General features: G+C 66.4%; 16 protein-coding genes and 1 tRNA gene. 8 read left to right on the forward strand and 9 right to left on the reverse strand.

What is annotated here, in order from left to right:
* Positions 1 to 123: 123 nt before the first annotated feature.
* Genes Ga0609869_RS07955 through Ga0609869_RS07975 form a run of 5 tightly spaced genes read left to right on the forward strand, consistent with a single transcriptional unit; the run spans position 124 to position 2,999 of the window.
* Positions 124 to 264, forward strand: coding sequence for a NepR family anti-sigma factor (locus Ga0609869_RS07955; RefSeq protein WP_245972423.1), 141 nt, complete (start codon positions 124 to 126; stop codon positions 262 to 264).
* 5 nt (positions 265 to 269) lie between these two features.
* The gene (locus Ga0609869_RS07960) at positions 270 to 815 is read left to right on the forward strand and encodes an RNA polymerase sigma factor (RefSeq protein ID WP_125408745.1); all 546 of its coding nucleotides are present in this window, start codon (positions 270 to 272) and stop codon (positions 813 to 815) included.
* Positions 812 to 2,635 carry a sensor histidine kinase gene (locus Ga0609869_RS07965; protein WP_125408565.1) on the forward strand — a complete coding sequence of 608 codons (1,824 nt, stop codon included), beginning with the start codon at positions 812 to 814 and terminating at the stop codon, positions 2,633 to 2,635. The genes Ga0609869_RS07960 and Ga0609869_RS07965 overlap by 4 nt, the downstream gene beginning before the upstream one ends.
* Positions 2,636 to 2,648: 13 nt before the next feature.
* Positions 2,649 to 2,789, forward strand: a complete 141-nt coding sequence (locus Ga0609869_RS07970) for an entericidin A/B family lipoprotein (RefSeq protein WP_125408566.1) — start codon at positions 2,649 to 2,651, stop codon at positions 2,787 to 2,789.
* Between the two features lie 27 nt (positions 2,790 to 2,816).
* Complete coding sequence (locus Ga0609869_RS07975) at positions 2,817 to 2,999, forward strand: DUF3008 family protein (protein WP_125408567.1); 183 nt, start codon at positions 2,817 to 2,819, stop codon at positions 2,997 to 2,999.
* 37 nt (positions 3,000 to 3,036) lie between these two features.
* On the opposite strand, the gene Ga0609869_RS07980 is transcribed toward Ga0609869_RS07975, so the two are convergent.
* On the reverse strand, positions 3,037 to 3,654 hold the full coding sequence (locus Ga0609869_RS07980) for an exopolysaccharide biosynthesis protein (RefSeq protein WP_125408568.1): 618 nt from the start codon (positions 3,652 to 3,654) through the stop codon (positions 3,037 to 3,039).
* Between the two features lie 467 nt (positions 3,655 to 4,121).
* Here Ga0609869_RS07980 and Ga0609869_RS07985 point away from each other — a divergent pair, with 467 nt between their 5' ends.
* Complete coding sequence (locus Ga0609869_RS07985) at positions 4,122 to 4,496, forward strand: glycine zipper family protein (RefSeq protein WP_125408569.1); 375 nt, start codon at positions 4,122 to 4,124, stop codon at positions 4,494 to 4,496.
* Positions 4,497 to 4,569: 73 nt separating this feature from the next.
* Here Ga0609869_RS07985 and Ga0609869_RS07990 read toward each other — a convergent pair whose 3' ends face one another.
* The 3 genes from Ga0609869_RS07990 to Ga0609869_RS08000 all read right to left on the reverse strand — a co-directional run bounded on the left by Ga0609869_RS07990 (position 4,570) and on the right by Ga0609869_RS08000 (position 7,221).
* The gene (locus tag Ga0609869_RS07990) at positions 4,570 to 6,216 is read right to left on the reverse strand and encodes an ABC transporter substrate-binding protein (protein ID WP_125408570.1); all 1,647 of its coding nucleotides are present in this window, start codon (positions 6,214 to 6,216) and stop codon (positions 4,570 to 4,572) included.
* 510 nt (positions 6,217 to 6,726) lie between these two features.
* A tRNA-Ala gene (locus Ga0609869_RS07995) sits at positions 6,727 to 6,802 on the reverse strand.
* Positions 6,803 to 6,888: 86 nt separating this feature from the next.
* Positions 6,889 to 7,221: a TIGR02300 family protein gene (locus Ga0609869_RS08000; protein ID WP_125408746.1), complete on the reverse strand. Its 333-nt coding sequence runs from the start codon at positions 7,219 to 7,221 to the stop codon at positions 6,889 to 6,891.
* A gap of 130 nt (positions 7,222 to 7,351) precedes the next feature.
* Between Ga0609869_RS08000 and Ga0609869_RS08005 the strand changes: the two genes are divergently transcribed.
* Positions 7,352 to 8,044 carry a M48 family metallopeptidase gene (locus Ga0609869_RS08005; RefSeq protein ID WP_125408571.1) on the forward strand — a complete coding sequence of 231 codons (693 nt, stop codon included), beginning with the start codon at positions 7,352 to 7,354 and terminating at the stop codon, positions 8,042 to 8,044.
* Between the two features lie 32 nt (positions 8,045 to 8,076).
* Complete coding sequence (locus Ga0609869_RS08010) at positions 8,077 to 8,727, forward strand: GntR family transcriptional regulator (protein WP_125408572.1); 651 nt, start codon at positions 8,077 to 8,079, stop codon at positions 8,725 to 8,727.
* Positions 8,728 to 8,898: 171 nt separating this feature from the next.
* On the opposite strand, the gene lpdA is transcribed toward Ga0609869_RS08010, so the two are convergent.
* The 5 genes from lpdA to Ga0609869_RS08035 all read right to left on the reverse strand — a co-directional run bounded on the left by lpdA (position 8,899) and on the right by Ga0609869_RS08035 (position 16,302).
* Complete coding sequence (gene lpdA, locus Ga0609869_RS08015; protein ID WP_125408573.1) at positions 8,899 to 10,287, reverse strand: dihydrolipoyl dehydrogenase; 1,389 nt, start codon at positions 10,285 to 10,287, stop codon at positions 8,899 to 8,901.
* A 114-nt stretch (positions 10,288 to 10,401) separates the two neighbouring features.
* Positions 10,402 to 10,797: an MAPEG family protein gene (locus Ga0609869_RS08020; RefSeq protein ID WP_125408574.1), complete on the reverse strand. Its 396-nt coding sequence runs from the start codon at positions 10,795 to 10,797 to the stop codon at positions 10,402 to 10,404.
* A gap of 2 nt (positions 10,798 to 10,799) precedes the next feature.
* Complete coding sequence (locus Ga0609869_RS08025; RefSeq protein ID WP_125408575.1) at positions 10,800 to 11,789, reverse strand: GSCFA domain-containing protein; 990 nt, start codon at positions 11,787 to 11,789, stop codon at positions 10,800 to 10,802.
* Between the two features lie 3 nt (positions 11,790 to 11,792).
* Entirely contained in the window at positions 11,793 to 13,325 is a 1,533-nt protein-coding gene (gene odhB / locus Ga0609869_RS08030; RefSeq protein WP_125408576.1) for a 2-oxoglutarate dehydrogenase complex dihydrolipoyllysine-residue succinyltransferase, read from the reverse strand.
* 7 nt (positions 13,326 to 13,332) lie between these two features.
* Complete coding sequence (locus tag Ga0609869_RS08035) at positions 13,333 to 16,302, reverse strand: 2-oxoglutarate dehydrogenase E1 component (RefSeq protein WP_125408577.1); 2,970 nt, start codon at positions 16,300 to 16,302, stop codon at positions 13,333 to 13,335.
* Positions 16,303 to 16,339 lie beyond the last annotated feature (37 nt).

The following is a 16,339-nucleotide window of genomic DNA, read 5'->3' on the forward strand; positions in this document are numbered from 1 at the left end:
GCATGACCTCGAAAAAAGTTGCATCGTGATGGGAACCGAACGCGAGACGGGCGCGTTCGGTTCCAGAAATTTGCGAAATAGGGCGGACCGGTACAAATGCCAAAGACGCAACCCAGGGGGCGCATGGAAGAGCAAATCGACGCGAACCTGCGGCGGGTCTACGCGGACACGGTACAAGAGGAGGTGCCCGAGCGCTTTCTCAAGCTTCTCGACGAGCTGCGCGAGAAGGGCAAGGCCGTGCCCGACAGCGAGGCCGACTCGTGAGCGAAATAACCGACCCCCGCGACGAACTGATAGAACACCTGCCAGCGATGCGCGCGTTCGCACTGAGCCTGACGCGCAACGGCGCCACGGCCGACGACCTGGTGCAGGATGCGCTGGTCAAGGCGTGGGACAACCTCGACAAGTTCGAGCCGGGCACAAACATGCGCGCGTGGCTGTTCACCATCCTGCGCAACACCTACTATTCACTCCACCGAAAACGAAAGCGCGAGGTCGAGGACCCGGACGGCGTGCTGGCCAGCCACCTGTCGGAAAAGCCGCACCATGACGGCCGGCTCGCGCTGGAAGATTTCAAGACGGCCTTCGCCGAGTTGACGGACGAGCAGCGCGAGGCCCTGATCCTGGTGGGCGCCGAGGGGTTTTCCTACGAAGAGGCCGCAGCCACCTGCGGCTGTGCGGTGGGCACGATCAAGAGCCGGGTCAACCGGGCGCGGGCGCGACTGGCCGAACTGATGCACCTCGATGATACCGACGATCTGGAAATGACCGACGCGACCACCCTGGCCGGCCTTTCCGGGGCGTCGACCGCATGACCGAACGGTTGCAGGCGCGGATCACGACGCGCCGGGTGACCAAATCGCTGGCGGTCTGGCTGATCGGTGCGCTGACCGTTGCGATGCTGCCGCTCGGGCTGATTTCGGTCTACCAAACCTCGAAGGTCTTGCACGAATCCCAGCGGCTATCGGGCGTCGCCCTGATGGACCGTACACAGCGCGCCGCGGCCCGCACCCAGGCGCTGATCCAGTCAGCCTTCGGCGCGGCCAAGACGGTGGCGGCGGCCAATGTCCTTTTCGACGGCGGCGGGCTGTCCTGCGACGCGGTTCTTGCAAGGCTGGTCGACGAGAGCGAGGCCTATATTTTTGCGGGGTTCATCGACACCCGCGGCAACATCACCTGTTCGTCCACCGGAGAGCGGCTGAGCGTCGCCGAAAGCGCCTATTTCCTGGACATCCTGCGCGACCCCAAGCCACGGGTCGACACCCGCACCAATGCCAATCTTCGTCATGTGCGGGTGGTGCGGGTCAGTGTGCCGGTCTACGAGCGCGGCGATTTGCAGGGGTTCGTGCTGATCTCGATGCCCTACGCGGCCGTCTATTACTCGCTCGACGGACAGGGCGACCCTGTCGATCTGCTGGTCTTCGACGGCGAGGGAGAGTTCCTGACCGCCGAGGCCGCGCAAAGGGATTACGGCACGCCGCCGCAGGATTTCGAAGAGGTTTTGCCTCGGGGGCGGACGCTTGAACGTCTGGCCGCCAGCGGCCGGCAATCGTTCCGGGGCGAAAACCGGCGCGGCGAGACGCGCGATTTCGCCGTGGTGCCGGTGGTCGAGGGGCGCGTCTACGTGCTGGGCAGTTGGGCCCCCGACCGCACCAGCCTGCTGCCACGGGCGGGCCGCGCGATGGCGCTCTATTTCCCGCTGCTGATGTGGGGCGCGGGCATGGTGGTGGCGTTTTTCGGCGTGCATCGCCTGGTGATCCGCCATATCCGCCGCCTGCGATCCTGGATGCAGCTTTATGCCGGCGGCAAGACCGATTTCGAGACCGAGCGGCTGGACCACGCGCCGGACGAGCTGGAAGTGATGGCCGAGGCGTTCCGGTCGATGACCCGGCGCCTGGCCGAGCAGGAGCGTGCGCTGGAAGAGGACCTGGCCGAAAAGACCATCCTGCTGAAGGAGGTGCACCACCGGGTGAAGAACAACCTCCAGCTCATCACCTCGATCATGAACATGCAGATCCGCAACGCCCAGAGCGCAGAGGCGCAAACCCTGCTCAGGCGGGTGCAGGACCGGGTGATGGCGCTGGCCGCGATCCACCGCTACCTCTACCTTGCGCGCAAGCTGTCGATGGTGCGCGCCGACCGCCTGCTCGACGACATCATCGGCCAGCTCGTGGTGGTGGGCGATATCGGCGGCGGTGATGAACGGGTCAGGATCTCGACCGAGTTCAGCCCGGTCGAGGTCAGCCCCGACCAGTCGGTGCCGCTGTCGCTGCTGGCAACCGAGGCGGCCATGAACGCGGTGAAGTATTGCGGCGCGCCCGCTTCCGGCGCGCCCTGGATCACCATCGCGCTGCAGGCGCTTGAGGATGGGCGCGTCTGCCTGTCGGTGGTCAATTCCCGCGCCGGGGCGCAGGCGGACGCCGCGCCGGGCGATGCCGACGGATCTGGGCTGGGGCAGAAGCTGATCGAGTCCTTCGCGGCGCAGCTCGACGGCGCGCTTGAAATCCAGGCCGAGCCCGAGCGATATGAGCTACACGTTACCTTTACGCCGCTTGCCCCCGAGCCCGACGACGAGACCGACACCTTGCCGGACGAGGGAACCGGCGCGCAAGATGCGCGTTCCAATACCGATTGATTCTGGAGGATCCATGACCCGTTTCGCCGCCGCTGCCCTCGCGCTTTTCAGCTTCATGGCCCTGACCGCCTGCGAAACCGTCGAAGGCGCGGGGCGCGACCTGGAAACCGCAGGCAAGACAATCTCGCGCGAGGCCCGGGAGGCTAAGCGCTAGGGCCGCGCCCAACCGCAGGAGACCCCGATGCCAGCCAAATCGAAAGCACAGCAACGCGCCGCTGGCGCCGCCCTCGCCGCCAAGCGCGGCGAGATGCCCGAAGCCGAGCTTCAGGGGGCATCGAAAGAGATGTTCGAGACGATGTCCGAGGCCGAGCTGGAGGACTTTGCCTCGACCGGCCACGACGACCTGCCGGAAGAAAAGGGCTAGCGGCCGGAGAGGTCGGCCCGACCATCGCGCCGCGCGGCTAAATCAGCAATGCCGCGACAATGGCAGCCGCGCCGAGGAAGGGTGCCATGCCCGCCAGCGCGAGCAGCCCGTCCTTGGTCAGCATCGCAACGCTCAGCATCACCACCGATGCGCCCAGAAGCGACGATGAGAATGGCACCAGTTCCAGGAAAGGCATTGCCAGGCCTGCCACCAGGCACAGCACCTGCAACAGGCGCAGCAAGGGCGGGGTGACGAGAGCGGCCAGGCGCGGGCGCGCGATGCGCTCCAGCCACGCCGCGGGCCGGCGCAGCCAATCGACTGCGTGCCGCACTTGCCGGGCGCGGATGCGGCGCTGCATCAGCCACCGCGGCGCCCAGACGTGGCGGCGTCGGACCGCCATCTGTGCCGCGAAAATACTGATCGTTATACCGCAAAGACTGGAAAACCCCGGAATTCCGCTGAGTGGCGACACCACGGCCAGGGCCGGCGCCATCATCAGTGGCGCGTAAGAGGCCGTGCCCAGCGCCTCGAACAGCGCCCGGATCGACACGACATCGTCCCGCGCCACCGCCGCGACCTCTTCGAGCACGGTGGTCACCGGTGCTTCCACCAAGCGCGCGGCCGTTTGCTCGGCAATGCTGTCGTCCAATGTCATCCTGCTCTCCGGCCCGATGGGCGGCCTTGTCGGGCTTGCGCGTCATCCCGAGACAGTCGCGCTGCCACCCCTCGTGCCGCGACATCACTACAACGCAGAAACCGGCATTCGGTTCGGCACGAAAGGCGCAATAATGCGTGAAAACACACGTCGAGCCGCGTTCGGGCCAAACGGCGTTCGAAAAAACGCTTTCGCTAAGCAGAGACGTAGTCGGTTTGCCGGCCGATTTCCACTCGCCGCGGCCGATCTGGCAAACACCTGAAATCCGTGTGCGTGCCGCTTTGCCGGGGCTTGCGCCTATCGGCGGCCATCTGCGTTTCCAATGGGGTGCCCTGCCCACCCGGCCGCAATATGCCGGGCCTGCCGCGATGCGGTGTGACAGCGGTATTTCTTGCGCTAGAGTATGACGAGGTCCATTTGAAACCGGGCCGTCTGACCAACAATGCCACGTGCCGAAAGGGCCCAAAATGCCGAAACTCAAGCATCTCTTTGCCATTCCGCTGATCGCGTCGGTTGCAGCCTGCGCAACATCGGGCGCGAACTACCAGCCGATCGTCGACGGGCCGATCGGTCCGAACTATTCCAACGATCTGGCCTATTGCCAGGCGCTGGCGTCGCAGCAGGGCGCGTTTGACAACAATACTGCCGCGGCCGCCGCGACCGGGGCCGCCGCAGCCGGCGGCACCACGGCCGTTCTGAACAACAAAGGTACCAATGTGCGCGACGCCGCGCTGGTCGGCGCAGCCGCCGGCGTGGCCGCAAGTGCGCTGCAGCAGCAGAAGAACAAGGAAGCCATCGTGCGCAACTGCATGCGCGGCCGCGGCTACAACGTGGTCGGCTGAGCCTGACGCGGGCCGCCCTCGCCGATCTGGCGCGGGCGGCCTGCCGCCGCCCGCCGCCCCCGTCAATCGTCGATCAGGACCACCCCAGCCGGTGGACGTTGATCTCGTATTTCGGGTGTTGCTCCGCGCCGAGCAAGCCGTCCTTGTAGTGACGGAAGATCGCGCGGAAATAGGGAATGATCGCGACGCCCTCATCCACCATCATCTGCTCCAGCTTGGCCATGACCGATTGGCGCGCGGTGTTGTCGGCAATCGCGGTCGCCTCTGCCAGCAACGCATCGAACGCCTCGGACCGAAAGCCCGCTTCGTTCCATGTCGCGTTGGAATGATAGGCCAGGTTCATCGACTGGATGCCGGTTTCGCGGTGGCCCCAGTTGGTGGACGAGAACGGGTACTTGGTCCAGTTGTTCCAGAAGGTCGAGCCGGGCAAAACCGTACGGTTCACCTGAAAGCCCGCGTCGCGCAGTTGCGACGCCACCGCGTCGGTCGTGGCTTTGATGAATCCGTCGTCGATGGACACGAGGTCATGCTCGTACTCCATCATGCCGGCCTCTTCCATAAGGCGCCGGGCCTCTTCGACATCGCGTTCATGGGCCGGGATGTCGGCATGGTCCGGGTTCACGCCGGGCGCCACGTGGTAGTTGTTGTTCGACAGCGCGCCGCGGTTGGAAAGGCCCAGTTCCAGCGGCACCGCATTGTCTACGGCCAGCGCCAGGGCACGGCGCACCCGCACGTCGGCATAGGGCGTCTGGCCGTCGATCTCGGCCTCCTGGTTGGGGCGGATCACCACGGTCGCGGCGGTGCCGATCTCGCTCTTGACCCAGCCCAGCGCGTCGAAAATCTCGATGAAATCGGCCACCGTTTCGTAGGCCATGTCGAACTCGTCGGAATCGGCCCCGGCCAGCCAGGCCGCCGGGTCGGTGCCGTAATCGAGGAATTCGACCCGGTCGAGAAAGGTCTCTCCCCAGTATGTGTGGTCGGGGTTCTTCACCAGCACGACCTTCTCGCCCACCCGGAACTCGTCGAACACATAAGCGCCGGTGCCGATGCCGTGGTCGAGAACCGAAGTGCCGATCCTGTCGCGGTGCATGATCGCGGCCGGGTAGTCGGCCATGCCGAACATCAGCGTCCCGTCGGGGTAGCGCAGCCTGAGCAGGACCGTATGGCTATCGACAACCTCGATCGCGCCGTCGGCGGCGGTGCCGTTTTCGACCAGCGCGGCCATCCGCGTCGCCATCGAGTTGCCCTCGACGGATTCGTCGCACCAGCCGACGATGTTGGCGGCCACGTCCTCGGCGGTGAAGTCATCGCCGTTGTTCCATGTCACGCCCTGCCTGACGTTCAGGGTGTATTCGGTGGCGTCTTCATTGGCCTGCCAGCTTTTCAGCAGGATCGGCGCCAGCGTCCCGTTGCGCAGAACCTCGGCGAGATACTCGATCGTGCCGCGCGTCTGGTTGGCCATCTCGGGCCAGTCATAGGTGCGCGGATCCTTCAACTCGCGGCAGCTCATCTGGACGCGCAGGGTGCCGCCCATTTGCGGTGTGGCCGCGCGGGCCGGTGCGTCGAGGCCGATCAGGCCATAGGCCGCGGCAGAGCCCACGCCGAGCGCCGTGGCGCGGCCTAGGAATTCGCGGCGGCTCATCGCCCCGGCGCGGTGCTCGTCCGCGTAAAGCGCCGCGGCCGGGTGGGTCCGCGCGCGGCGGGCTTCGAAATCTGTCATCGGGCGTGTCTCCCCGTGTTTCCTGGCTGAATTCAATTGCACCCGGTCCGGCCGATCTGACGGGCCGTGAGCGAGCGGTGCGACCGCGCTGCCAACCGCCGTCATCTGCGGCGGCGGGCTGGCCCTGCGGCTTTCGTCGCGCGGTCTTGTTGCGGCCCGTTCCCTCCGAGACCCTCCTAAAGAACATCGAGCAGGCCGCTTCAGTCCATAAGTGTGCGGGCGTCGGCGCGCCAATGCAAGGACGTCCTGATTCCGGGTCCTGCCGCCCGGGCTCTGCTGGACATGACCCTGGTGGCGCCGCCACCCCGGCAAGTTATGCGTCAGGCCGGAAGACCGCCTGGACAGTGGCTGTTTCATTCAAAATAGAGCGGGGGACCAAACGACACCCGGGGGCCCGGTCCGATGCAGAGCCGCCCCGAGGAGAGACATGACAGAAGACCGTTAGAAAAAAGGAATAGGATACCAGATGGAAATCCGGCCCGTTCCATTTCGATACCACTTAGAGAAGTTTGGTGGAGCCAAGGGGAGTCGAACCCCTGACCTCTTGCATGCCATGCAAGCGCTCTCCCAACTGAGCTATGGCCCCGACCTTGGGTAGCGGGCGTTACCCGCCCGCCGCTATCTATGGAAGCCCGCCGCCGAGTTCAAGAAAAAAATCGGGCGGCGTGGCCGTCAGCTATCGTCGTCGTCCGAGGCGACATCGGCGATGTCGTCGAGCGAGACGTTGTCGTCTTCGTCGTCTTCCAGAACGTCGTCGCCCAGATCGACATCCGTGCTGTCGTCTTCGATCACATCGGCGTCGTTGTCGATCTCGGGCTCGGCTTCGGGCTGGGGTTTGCGCGCGGGCTTGTCGGCGATCAGCGTGCGGCCCTTGCCCGATGTCAGGCTTTCCAGCGAGAAACTGTGCCCGCAGGACGGGCAGGTCATCGGGTCACGCTGCAAGTCGTAGAATCGGGTCGAGCAATTCGGGCAAACGCGCTTTACGCCCCATTCTTCCTTGGGCATGATGTCCTCGTGAAACGTTGCGGTGATTTCGCGGTTGCAGCCACCTGCCACAAGTCCCGCGACGTGTCAAAGCCCTTTTGGCCAAGACCTCAGCCCCGGTGTCCTCTCGCTGCTCCGACGTTCCGCCGCCATGTCCACCGCCTGCCTTCCCGGCGACCCGCCGGTCACGGTTCATATCCGCCGCTCCGGCAGGGCGCGGCGCTATAGTCTGCGCATCTCGCAGCTTGACGGGCGGGTGACGCTGACAGTGCCGGACCGCGCGCCGCTCGACGAGGGGCTTGCCTTCCTGCGGGAAAAAGAGGGCTGGATCCGCCGCCACCTGGGACGCCGCCCCGACACCGCGCAGGTCGGGCTGGGCGCGGAACTGCCGGTCGAGGGCACGCAGGTGACGCTGGTGCCCGGCCCGGGCCGCGCGCCGCGGCTCGAGCTGGGGCAACTCGTCGTGCCCGGCCCGCCGGAAGCGGCCGGCGCAAGGGTACGGGGATTTCTAAAGGAGCGGGCGCGCCAGCGGCTGGCGCAGGCTTCCGACCGGCACGCGGCGGCGCTGGGGCGCGGCTATGGGCGGCTGACCCTGCGCGATACCCGCTCGCGCTGGGGCTCCTGCTCGGCCAAGGGCGACCTCATGTATTCCTGGCGGCTGATCATGGCGCCGCCCGCGGTGCTCGACTACGTCGCGGCCCATGAGGTGGCGCATCTGGTGGAAATGAACCACTCGCCGGCGTTCTGGGCGATCGTGGCGCGGCTTTGCCCCGACCATGCCGCCCGCCGCGCCTGGCTGCATGAGAACGCCGCCAGCCTGCACCGCTTCCGTTTTGGCGATTGACGCCGGGCCGGTCGCTGTGATCACAATGGCCCATGCTCATCCAGACCCGCCCCGGAGAGGCCGGCACCGCGGCCCATGACCGCGTCTACCGAACCCTGCGCACCCAGATCATGCATGGCGAGCTGATGCCGGGCGCCGCGCTGACGCTGCGCGGCATCGGCCGGCAGTTCGGCGTGTCGATGACGCCCGCGCGCGAGGCGGTGCGCCGGCTGGTGGCCGAAGGCGCGCTCAGCCTGTCCTCGTCGGGCCGGGTCGCCACGCCCGAACTCACCAACGAGCGGATCGAGGAACTGGCCGCGTTGCGGGCCCTGCTCGAACCCGAACTGGCCAGCCGCGCCCTGCCGCGCGCCCACATGGCCCTTATCGAGCGGCTGCAGACGATCAACGCCACCATCGGCGAGCTCGCCACGCGGGGCGACGCGGTGGGTTATATCCGCTCGAACCTTGAATTCCACCGCACGCTTTACCTGCGCGCCCAGGCTCCGGCGATGCTGGCGATGGCCGAAACCGTCTGGCTGCAGCTAGGCCCCACCATGCGCGCGCTCTACGGAAGGCTGGGGCGCACCGAGCCGCCGCAGCATCACCGGATGATCCTCGCCGCCCTGCGCGCCGGCGACGAGCCGGGGCTCAGGCTGGCGGTGCGCACCGACGTCACCCAGGGGCTGAAACTGCTGGCCACCTGAGCCCGCCGCCCCCGGGGCTTCTTCTTGGAAAAAATACCCAATGCACACGGGTAAAATCCGCACGTCCGCCGGACGCTGGCGCCGGCGGTCCGACAGGTGCGGCCCAAGCGGTCCGGCCGAAACGCCTGGGCCGTATTTCCTGGCAATAATCCTGTGACCGGCCGCGCCCGGTCAGCTGTGGATCGGCCCGTCGCCGCAGGCCAGCGCCGCCTCGCGCACCGCTTCGGAATAGGTGGGGTGCGCGTGGCAGGTGCGGGCGAGGTCTTCGGCCGCGGCGCCGAACTCCATGGCGACGCAGATCTCGTGGATCAGGTCGCCCGCCGCGGGGCCCAGGATATGGCCGCCGAGGATGCGGTCGGTTTCGGCATCCGCGAGGATCTTGACGAAGCCGTCGGCGGCGAAATTGGCCTTGGCCCGGCCGTTGCCCATGAACGAAAACTTTCCGGCCTTGTAGGCGCGCCCCGCCTCCTTGAGCTGGTCCTCGGTCTGGCCGACGCTGGCGACCTCGGGATGGGTGTAGATCACGCCCGGGATCACGTCGTAATTCACGTGGCCCTTCTGCCCGGCCAGGATCTCGGCCACGGCCATGCCCTCGTCCTCGGCCTTGTGGGCCAGCATCGGGCCCTCGATCGCGTCGCCGATGGCATAGACGCCCGCGAGGCTGGTCTTGTAACCGGCATCGGTGGCGATCTGGCCGTGCTTGGTCGTCTCCACCCCAAGCGCGTCGAGCCCGAGCCCTTTCGTGAAGGGTTTGCGCCCCGTCGCCACCAGCACCACGTCGGCGTCGAGCTGGTGCTCGCTGTCGTCCTTGCGCAGGGTGTAGCTGACCTTGGCCTTGGTTTTCAGCGCCTCGGTGCCCTGAACCGCCGCGCCGGTGATGATCTCCAGGCCCTGCTTCTTGAGCAGCGAGCGGAAGCTGCGCGCGATTTCGGTGTCGAGGCCCGGCGTGATCTGGTCGAGATATTCCAGCACCGTCACCTCGGCGCCGAGCCGTGCGTAGACCGAGCCCAGTTCCAGCCCGATCACGCCCGCGCCGATCACGGCGAGCCTTTTCGGCACCTTGGGCAGGCTCAGCGCGCCGGTGGAGGTGACCACGACCTTTTCGTCCACCTCGACGCCCGGCAGGCTGGAGGCCTCGGACCCGCTGGCGATGACGATGGATTTCGCGGTGTGGGTTTCCTCGCCCACCTCGACCTTGCCGGCCGAGGTGATCTTGGCCCAGCCCTTGATCCAGTCGACCTTGTTTTTCTTAAACAGGAACTCGATGCCCTTGGTGTTCTGGCCGATCACCTCGTCCTTGTAGGCCTGCATCTGGGCCCAGTCGACCGAGGGCGATTTGCCCTTGAGGCCCATCTTGGCGAAGTTGTGCTCGGCCTCATGCAGTTGGTGGCTGGCATGCAGCAGCGCCTTGGACGGGATGCAGCCCACGTTCAGGCAGGTGCCGCCCAGCGTGTCGCGCCCCTCGACGCAGGCGGTTTTCAGGCCGAGCTGCGCGCAGCGGATGGCGCAGACATAGCCGCCTGGGCCGGAACCGATGATGATGACGTCATAGCTTGCCATTTGGGCCTCCTGTCGGGGCGTATCTAGGGGTGATTGGCCGGGGAGGGGGGCTGTCTGCCCCCCGCCGCCCGTGCCGGGCGGCGCCCCCCGAGGATATTTTTCGCCAGAAGAAGCTCATAGGAGCGCAGCGAGGGTCATGAGGATGGTGGCGAAAAAGCCCACGGCCCAGAGGATCGAGCGGGCGGGCACCCAGCCGCGGGTATAGGCGGGCACGTAGGCGATGCGCGCCAGCAGGTAGACCCAGGCGCAGGCGGCGGTGAACCAGCCGGACTGGCCCGATACGCTGACCAGGACCACCGCGGCGGTGAAGAGCGTCAGCGCCTCGAAATGGTTGCTCAGCGCGCGCTGCATCCGGGCGGTGCGGCGCGAGAGCTGTTCGGGCGGCGGCTCGTCGCGCGGGCTGAGGGTGTAGCGGGTGCCGAGCTCCATGTTGGCGGGCACGGCCAGCAGCGTCAGCTGGACGGCCTGGAGCAGGATGGCGAGGGCGAGGACGGTGAGTTCTGGTGTCATGGTCAGCAGAGGTATGCTTTCTGGAAGGCGCGCATCACCTGGGCGACGGCGGCGCGTGTGGGGTGGCGGAGGTCGTTTTCGTAGGGATCGGGCAGGAAGGCGGTGATCATCTCGTAGGAGGGGAAGTAGAAGAGCCTCTCGTCGTCGTCGTGCGCGCGCATCAGCTCGTCTATGGCCATGCGCAGGCTGGCCTTCGACACCGCGTTGGCGGTGATGCAGGAAACCGGGCGGAACGTCGCGGCCAGCGGCACCGGCGACAGGGTGAGCACGATCGCCGCGCCGGGGCGGTGAGCGCGGATCAGCGCGCGCACCCGTTGGAGGTTTTCGAGGTTCTCGGCCACGGTGAGGACGCGGAAACCGTGGCGGGTGGAGTCGAAATCATCCTTCGGTATCGCTTTCCAGAAGGGCTCGCCCGTTTGCTTGTCGTACCAGATCTCGGACAGGCCAAGGGTGAGGATGAACACCTCGGTCTCTTCGAAGATGCGCCGGGTCTCTTCGCGCACGCTCTGGGAAACCTCGAGCTCTGCGCCGGTCTTGTCGTGCCATTGGCCCGAGGCCGCGCCGGCCCCTTCCAGGGCCCATTCGAATTGCTGGCGCAGGGCGGCGGTGTTCACGATGCCTTCGCCCGAGCGCACGATATGGGCGTCGAGCCGCAGGTTGCGGCCGAAGACGTTGTAGCCCTCTCGGGCGAGGAACTTGGTCACCTCGGCGGCGAAGCAGCTGCCAAAGGCGGCGATGTAGGTCTGCCTGCCGATGAAGGGTTCGGCCGGCAGCCAGCCGTGGCCGACGTATTTTTCGAAGGCGTCGGGCTCTGCCAGGCTGTCGCGCACCGGGTGAAAATTGGTGTGTGGCCCGCGGTACCAAGAGCGGTGGGCGCGGCGGGTCGCGCCGCTCATCTCGTAATAGACCTGGTTGTCGCGCCGCTTCTCGCCGGGTCGGACGATGAAGCGGCCCTCGCGCTTGCGGTTGAAGAGTGTTTCCAGGAGTCCCATTGATCAGAGGTCCATCAACAGCCGCCGCGGGTCTTCCAGCGCCTCTTTCACCCGCACCAGGAAGGTCACCGCGCCCTTGCCGTCGACGACGCGGTGGTCGTAGCTGAGCGCGAGATACATCATCGGGCGGATCACGATCTGGCCGTTTTCCACCATCGGACGGTCCTGGATCTTGTGCATGCCCAGGATGCCCGATTGCGGCGGGTTGAGGATGGGCGAGGACATCAGCGAGCCGTAGACGCCGCCGTTGGAGATGGTGAAGGTGCCGCCCTGCATCTCGTTCATCGACAGCTTGCCGTCGCGGGCGCGGATGCCCAGCTCGGCGATGCGCTGTTCGATCTCGGCAAAGCCCATCTGGTCGGCGTTGCGCACCACCGGCACGACCAGGCCCGTGGGGGTGCCCACCGCGATGCCCATATGCACGAAGTTCTTGTAGACGATGTCGGTGCCGTCGATCTCGGCATTGACCTCGGGCACCTCGCGCAGCGCGTGGCAGCAGGCCTTGGTGAAGAACGACATGAAGCCCAGCTTGACCCCGTGCTTCTTTTCGAAGAGGTCCTTGTATTCGCGGCGCAGCGTCATGACGCTGGACATGTCCACCTCGTTATAGGTGGTCAGCATCGCGGCGGTGTTCTGGGCGTCTTTCAGCCGGCGGGCGATGGTCTGGCGCAGCCGGGTCATCTTGACCCGTTCCTCGCGCCCGGCGTCCTCGGCGGGCACCGGCGCGCGGGATGACGGGCCAGGCCTGGCGGCCGGGGCCGCGGCGGGGGCGGGCTTGGCCGCGCCCTCGGCGAGGCGGCGCTGCACGTCCTCTTTCATGATGCGCCCGTCGCGGCCGGTGCCCTCCACGTCGTCGGGGCTGAGGCCCTTTTCGGCCATCAGCTTCTTGGCCGAGGGGGCGTGTTCGACAGACTTGCCCGAGGGCGCCTCGGCGGCTTGGGCCTTTTCGGGGGCGGGCGCTTCGGCGTCTTGCGGGGTCTCGCCGGTGGTCAGCACCGCGAGCTTGCCGCCGGCCTGCACCGTTTCGCCCTCCTGGGCGAGGATTTCGCCGAGGGTGCCGCCGGCGGGGGCGGGCACCTCGACCGAGACCTTGTCGGTCTCCAGCTCGCAGAGCATCTCGTCACGGGCGACGGCGTCGCCGGGGGACTTGAACCAGGTCGAGACGGTCGCCTCGGTGACGCTTTCGCCTAGCGTGGGCACCATCACGTCGATGCTGTCGCCGGCCGGGGCGCTTTTCTTCTTGGCGCTGCCGCTGCTTTTCGCGGGGGCGACGTCGGGTTTGCCGGCGGGGGCCGCGGCGCCCTCGGAGATGGTTGCCAGGAGCGCGTCGACCGAAACGGTCTCGCCTTCCCCGGCGACGATCTCGGCCAGCGTGCCGGCCGCGGGGGCGGGCACCTCGACCGTCACCTTGTCGGTTTCCAGCTCGCAGAGCATTTCGTCGGCGGAGACATTGTCGCCCGGCTTTTTGAACCATGTGGCGACGGTGGCTTCCGTGACGCTTTCCCCCAGCGTGGGGACGCGGACCTCAGTGGACATGGTAATGTTACCCTTCGATTGTCAGCGCGTCGTTCACGAGCGCGGCTTGTTCGGCCTTGTGCTGGCTGGCGAGCCCGGTGGCGGGGGAGGCGGTGGCGTGGCGGCCGACGTAGCGGGGCCGCCCGTGCTTGGCGTTGATCCGGCTGAGCACCCATTCGAGGTTTGGCTCGATGAAGTTCCAGGCGCCCTGGTTCTTGGGTTCTTCCTGGCACCAGACCATTTCGGCGTCGTGGAAGCGTTCGAGTTCCTTCACCAGGCTCAGCGCCGGGAAGGGATAGAACTGCTCCAGCCGCATCAGGTAGATGTCGTCGATGCCGCGGGCGTCGCGCTCTTCCAGAAGGTCGTAATAGACCTTGCCCGAGCACAGCACGACGCGCTTTATCTCGGCGTCGGGCCTGAGCTGGCTTTCCGAGGAATTCCGGATTTCGGCGTCGTCCCAGAGCACCCGGTGGAACGAGGAACCGGTGAGGAACGACTTGGCCTCGCTGACGGCCAGACGGTGGCGCAGAAGCGATTTCGGCGTCATCAGGATCAAGGGCTTGCGGAAGCTGCGGTGCAGCTGCCGGCGCAGGATGTGGAAATAGTTGGCCGGAGTCGTGCAGTTGGCCACGATCCAGTTGTCCTCGGCCGACATCTGCAGGAACCGTTCGAGCCGGGCCGAGCTGTGCTCGGGGCCCTGCCCCTCAAAGCCGTGGGGCAGCAGCACCACCAGGCCCGACATGCGCAGCCACTTGCGCTCGCCCGACGAGATGAACTGGTCGAACATGATCTGAGCGCCGTTGGCGAAATCGCCGAATTGCGCCTCCCACATCACCAGCGCGTTGGGCTCGGCCAGGGAATAGCCGTATTCGAAGCCCAGCACCGCGTATTCCGACAGCATCGAGTCGATGGCTTCGTAGCGGGCCTGGCCCTGGCGGACGTGGTTGAGCGGGTAATAGCGTTCCTCGGTGTCCTGGTTGACCAGCGCCGAATGGCGCTGGGAAAAGGTGCCGCGGGTCGAATCCTGCCCCGCCAGCCGTACCGGGTAGCCATCGGTCAGCAGGCTGCCAAAGGCGATCGCCTCGGCCGTGGACCAGTCAAAGCCCTTGCCGGTGGCGAACATCTCTTTCTTGGTTTCCAGCAGCCGCGACACGGTGCGGTGCATCGAAAACCCTTCGGGCACCGAGGTCAGCGCCTGGCCTATTTCCTGCAGGGTTTCCTCGCCGATGGCTGTGTCACCGCGCTGGTAATCGTCACCGCCGCCGCGTTGGATATGGCTCCAGCGGCCGTCCAGCCAGTCGGCCTTGTTGGGCTTGTATTCCTTGGCGGCCCCGAACTCTTCGTTGAGATGGGCCTGGAAGGCCGCCTTCATGTCCTCGATTTCGCCCTCGGGGATCAAGCCGTCCTTCACGAGGCGGTCGGTATAGAGTTGCAGCGTTGTCTTCTGCTTCTTGATCTTCTTGTACATCAGGGGGTTGGTGAACATCGGCTCATCCCCCTCGTTGTGGCCGAAGCGGCGATAGCAGAAGATGTCGATCACCACGTCCTTGTGGAACTTCTGCCGAAACTCGGTGGCCACCTTGGCGGCGTGGACCACCGCCTCGGGGTCGTCGCCGTTGACGTGGAAGATCGGCGCCTCGACCATCAGCGCGATGTCGGTGGGGTAGGGCGAAGACCGGCTGAAATGCGGCGCGGTGGTAAAGCCGATCTGGTTGTTCACCACCAGGTGCATGGTGCCGCCCGTGCGGTGGCCGACAAGGCCCGACATGCCAAAGCATTCCGCCACCACGCCCTGGCCGGCAAAGGCCGCATCGCCGTGCAGCAGCACCGGCAGGACGGTGGTGCGTTCGCGGTCTTTTTCCTGTTCCTGCTTGGCGCGCACCTTGCCCAGGACCACCGGGTTGACGGCCTCCAGGTGGCTGGGGTTGGCGGTGAGGCTGAGATGCACCGAATTGCCATCGAACTCGCGGTCGGAGGATGCGCCGAGGTGATATTTCACGTCGCCCGAGCCGTCCACGTCCTCGGGCTTGAAGCTGCCGCCCTGGAACTCGTTGAAGATCGCGCGGTAGGGCTTGCCCATCACGTTGGCCAGCACGCTCAGACGGCCCCGGTGCGGCATGCCGATGGCAATCTCCTTGACCCCCAGCGCGCCGCCGCGCTTGATGATCTGCTCCATCGCGGGGATCAGCGCCTCGCCCCCGTCGAGGCCGAACCGCTTGGTGCCCATGTACTTGACGTGCAGGAATTTTTCGAAGCCCTCGGCCTCGACCAGCTTGTTCAGGATCGCGCGCCGGCCCTCGCGGGTGAACTTGATCTCCTTGCCGAAGCCCTCGATCCGCTCTTTCAGCCAGGCCGATTGCTCGGGGTCGGAGATGTGCATGTATTGCAGGGCGAAGGTGCCGCAATAGGTGCGTTTGACGATCTCCAGGATGTCGCGCATCGAGGCGACCTGAAGCCCCAGCACGTTGTCGATGAAGACCGGGCGGTCCATGTCCTTTTCGGTGAACCCGTAAGAGCCGGGGTCGAGTTCGGGGTGGAGCGTCGGGTTGCGCAGGCCCAGCGGGTCGAGATCGGCCACCAGGTGGCCGCGGATGCGGTAGGCCCGGATCAGCATCAGCGCGCGGATCGAATCCAGCACGGCGCGCTTGATCTGGTCGTCTGTGACCTCGACGCCCTTTTCGGCGGCCTTCTTGCGGATTTTCTTTTCGGTGGCCTTCGCCTCTTTCACCGGGGCGCCGGGCCATTGCCCGTCGAGCGCGGCAATCAGCTCGCCCTGCGGTGCCGGCGGCCAGTCCCGCCGCGCCCAAGAGGGGCCCGCGGCCTCGCGTTTGACCGAGACCTCGTCGTCGCCGAGGCTTTCGAAAAACTCGCGCCAGGCGGAGTCGACCGCGTCCGGGTCGTTGGCGTAGCGGGCGTAGAGCTGTTCGATATATTCCGCGTTATGCCCCTGCAAAAAGCTGGAGCCGTGAAAGGCGTCGTTGGGGCTTTGTTCGGTCATGTCTATCTCACAAGTGATTCAATGGCGGTCGGTGTGG

This window comes from Rhodovulum iodosum (genome assembly GCF_041020385.1).
Classification (GTDB): Bacteria; Pseudomonadota; Alphaproteobacteria; order Rhodobacterales; family Rhodobacteraceae; genus Rhodovulum; species Rhodovulum iodosum.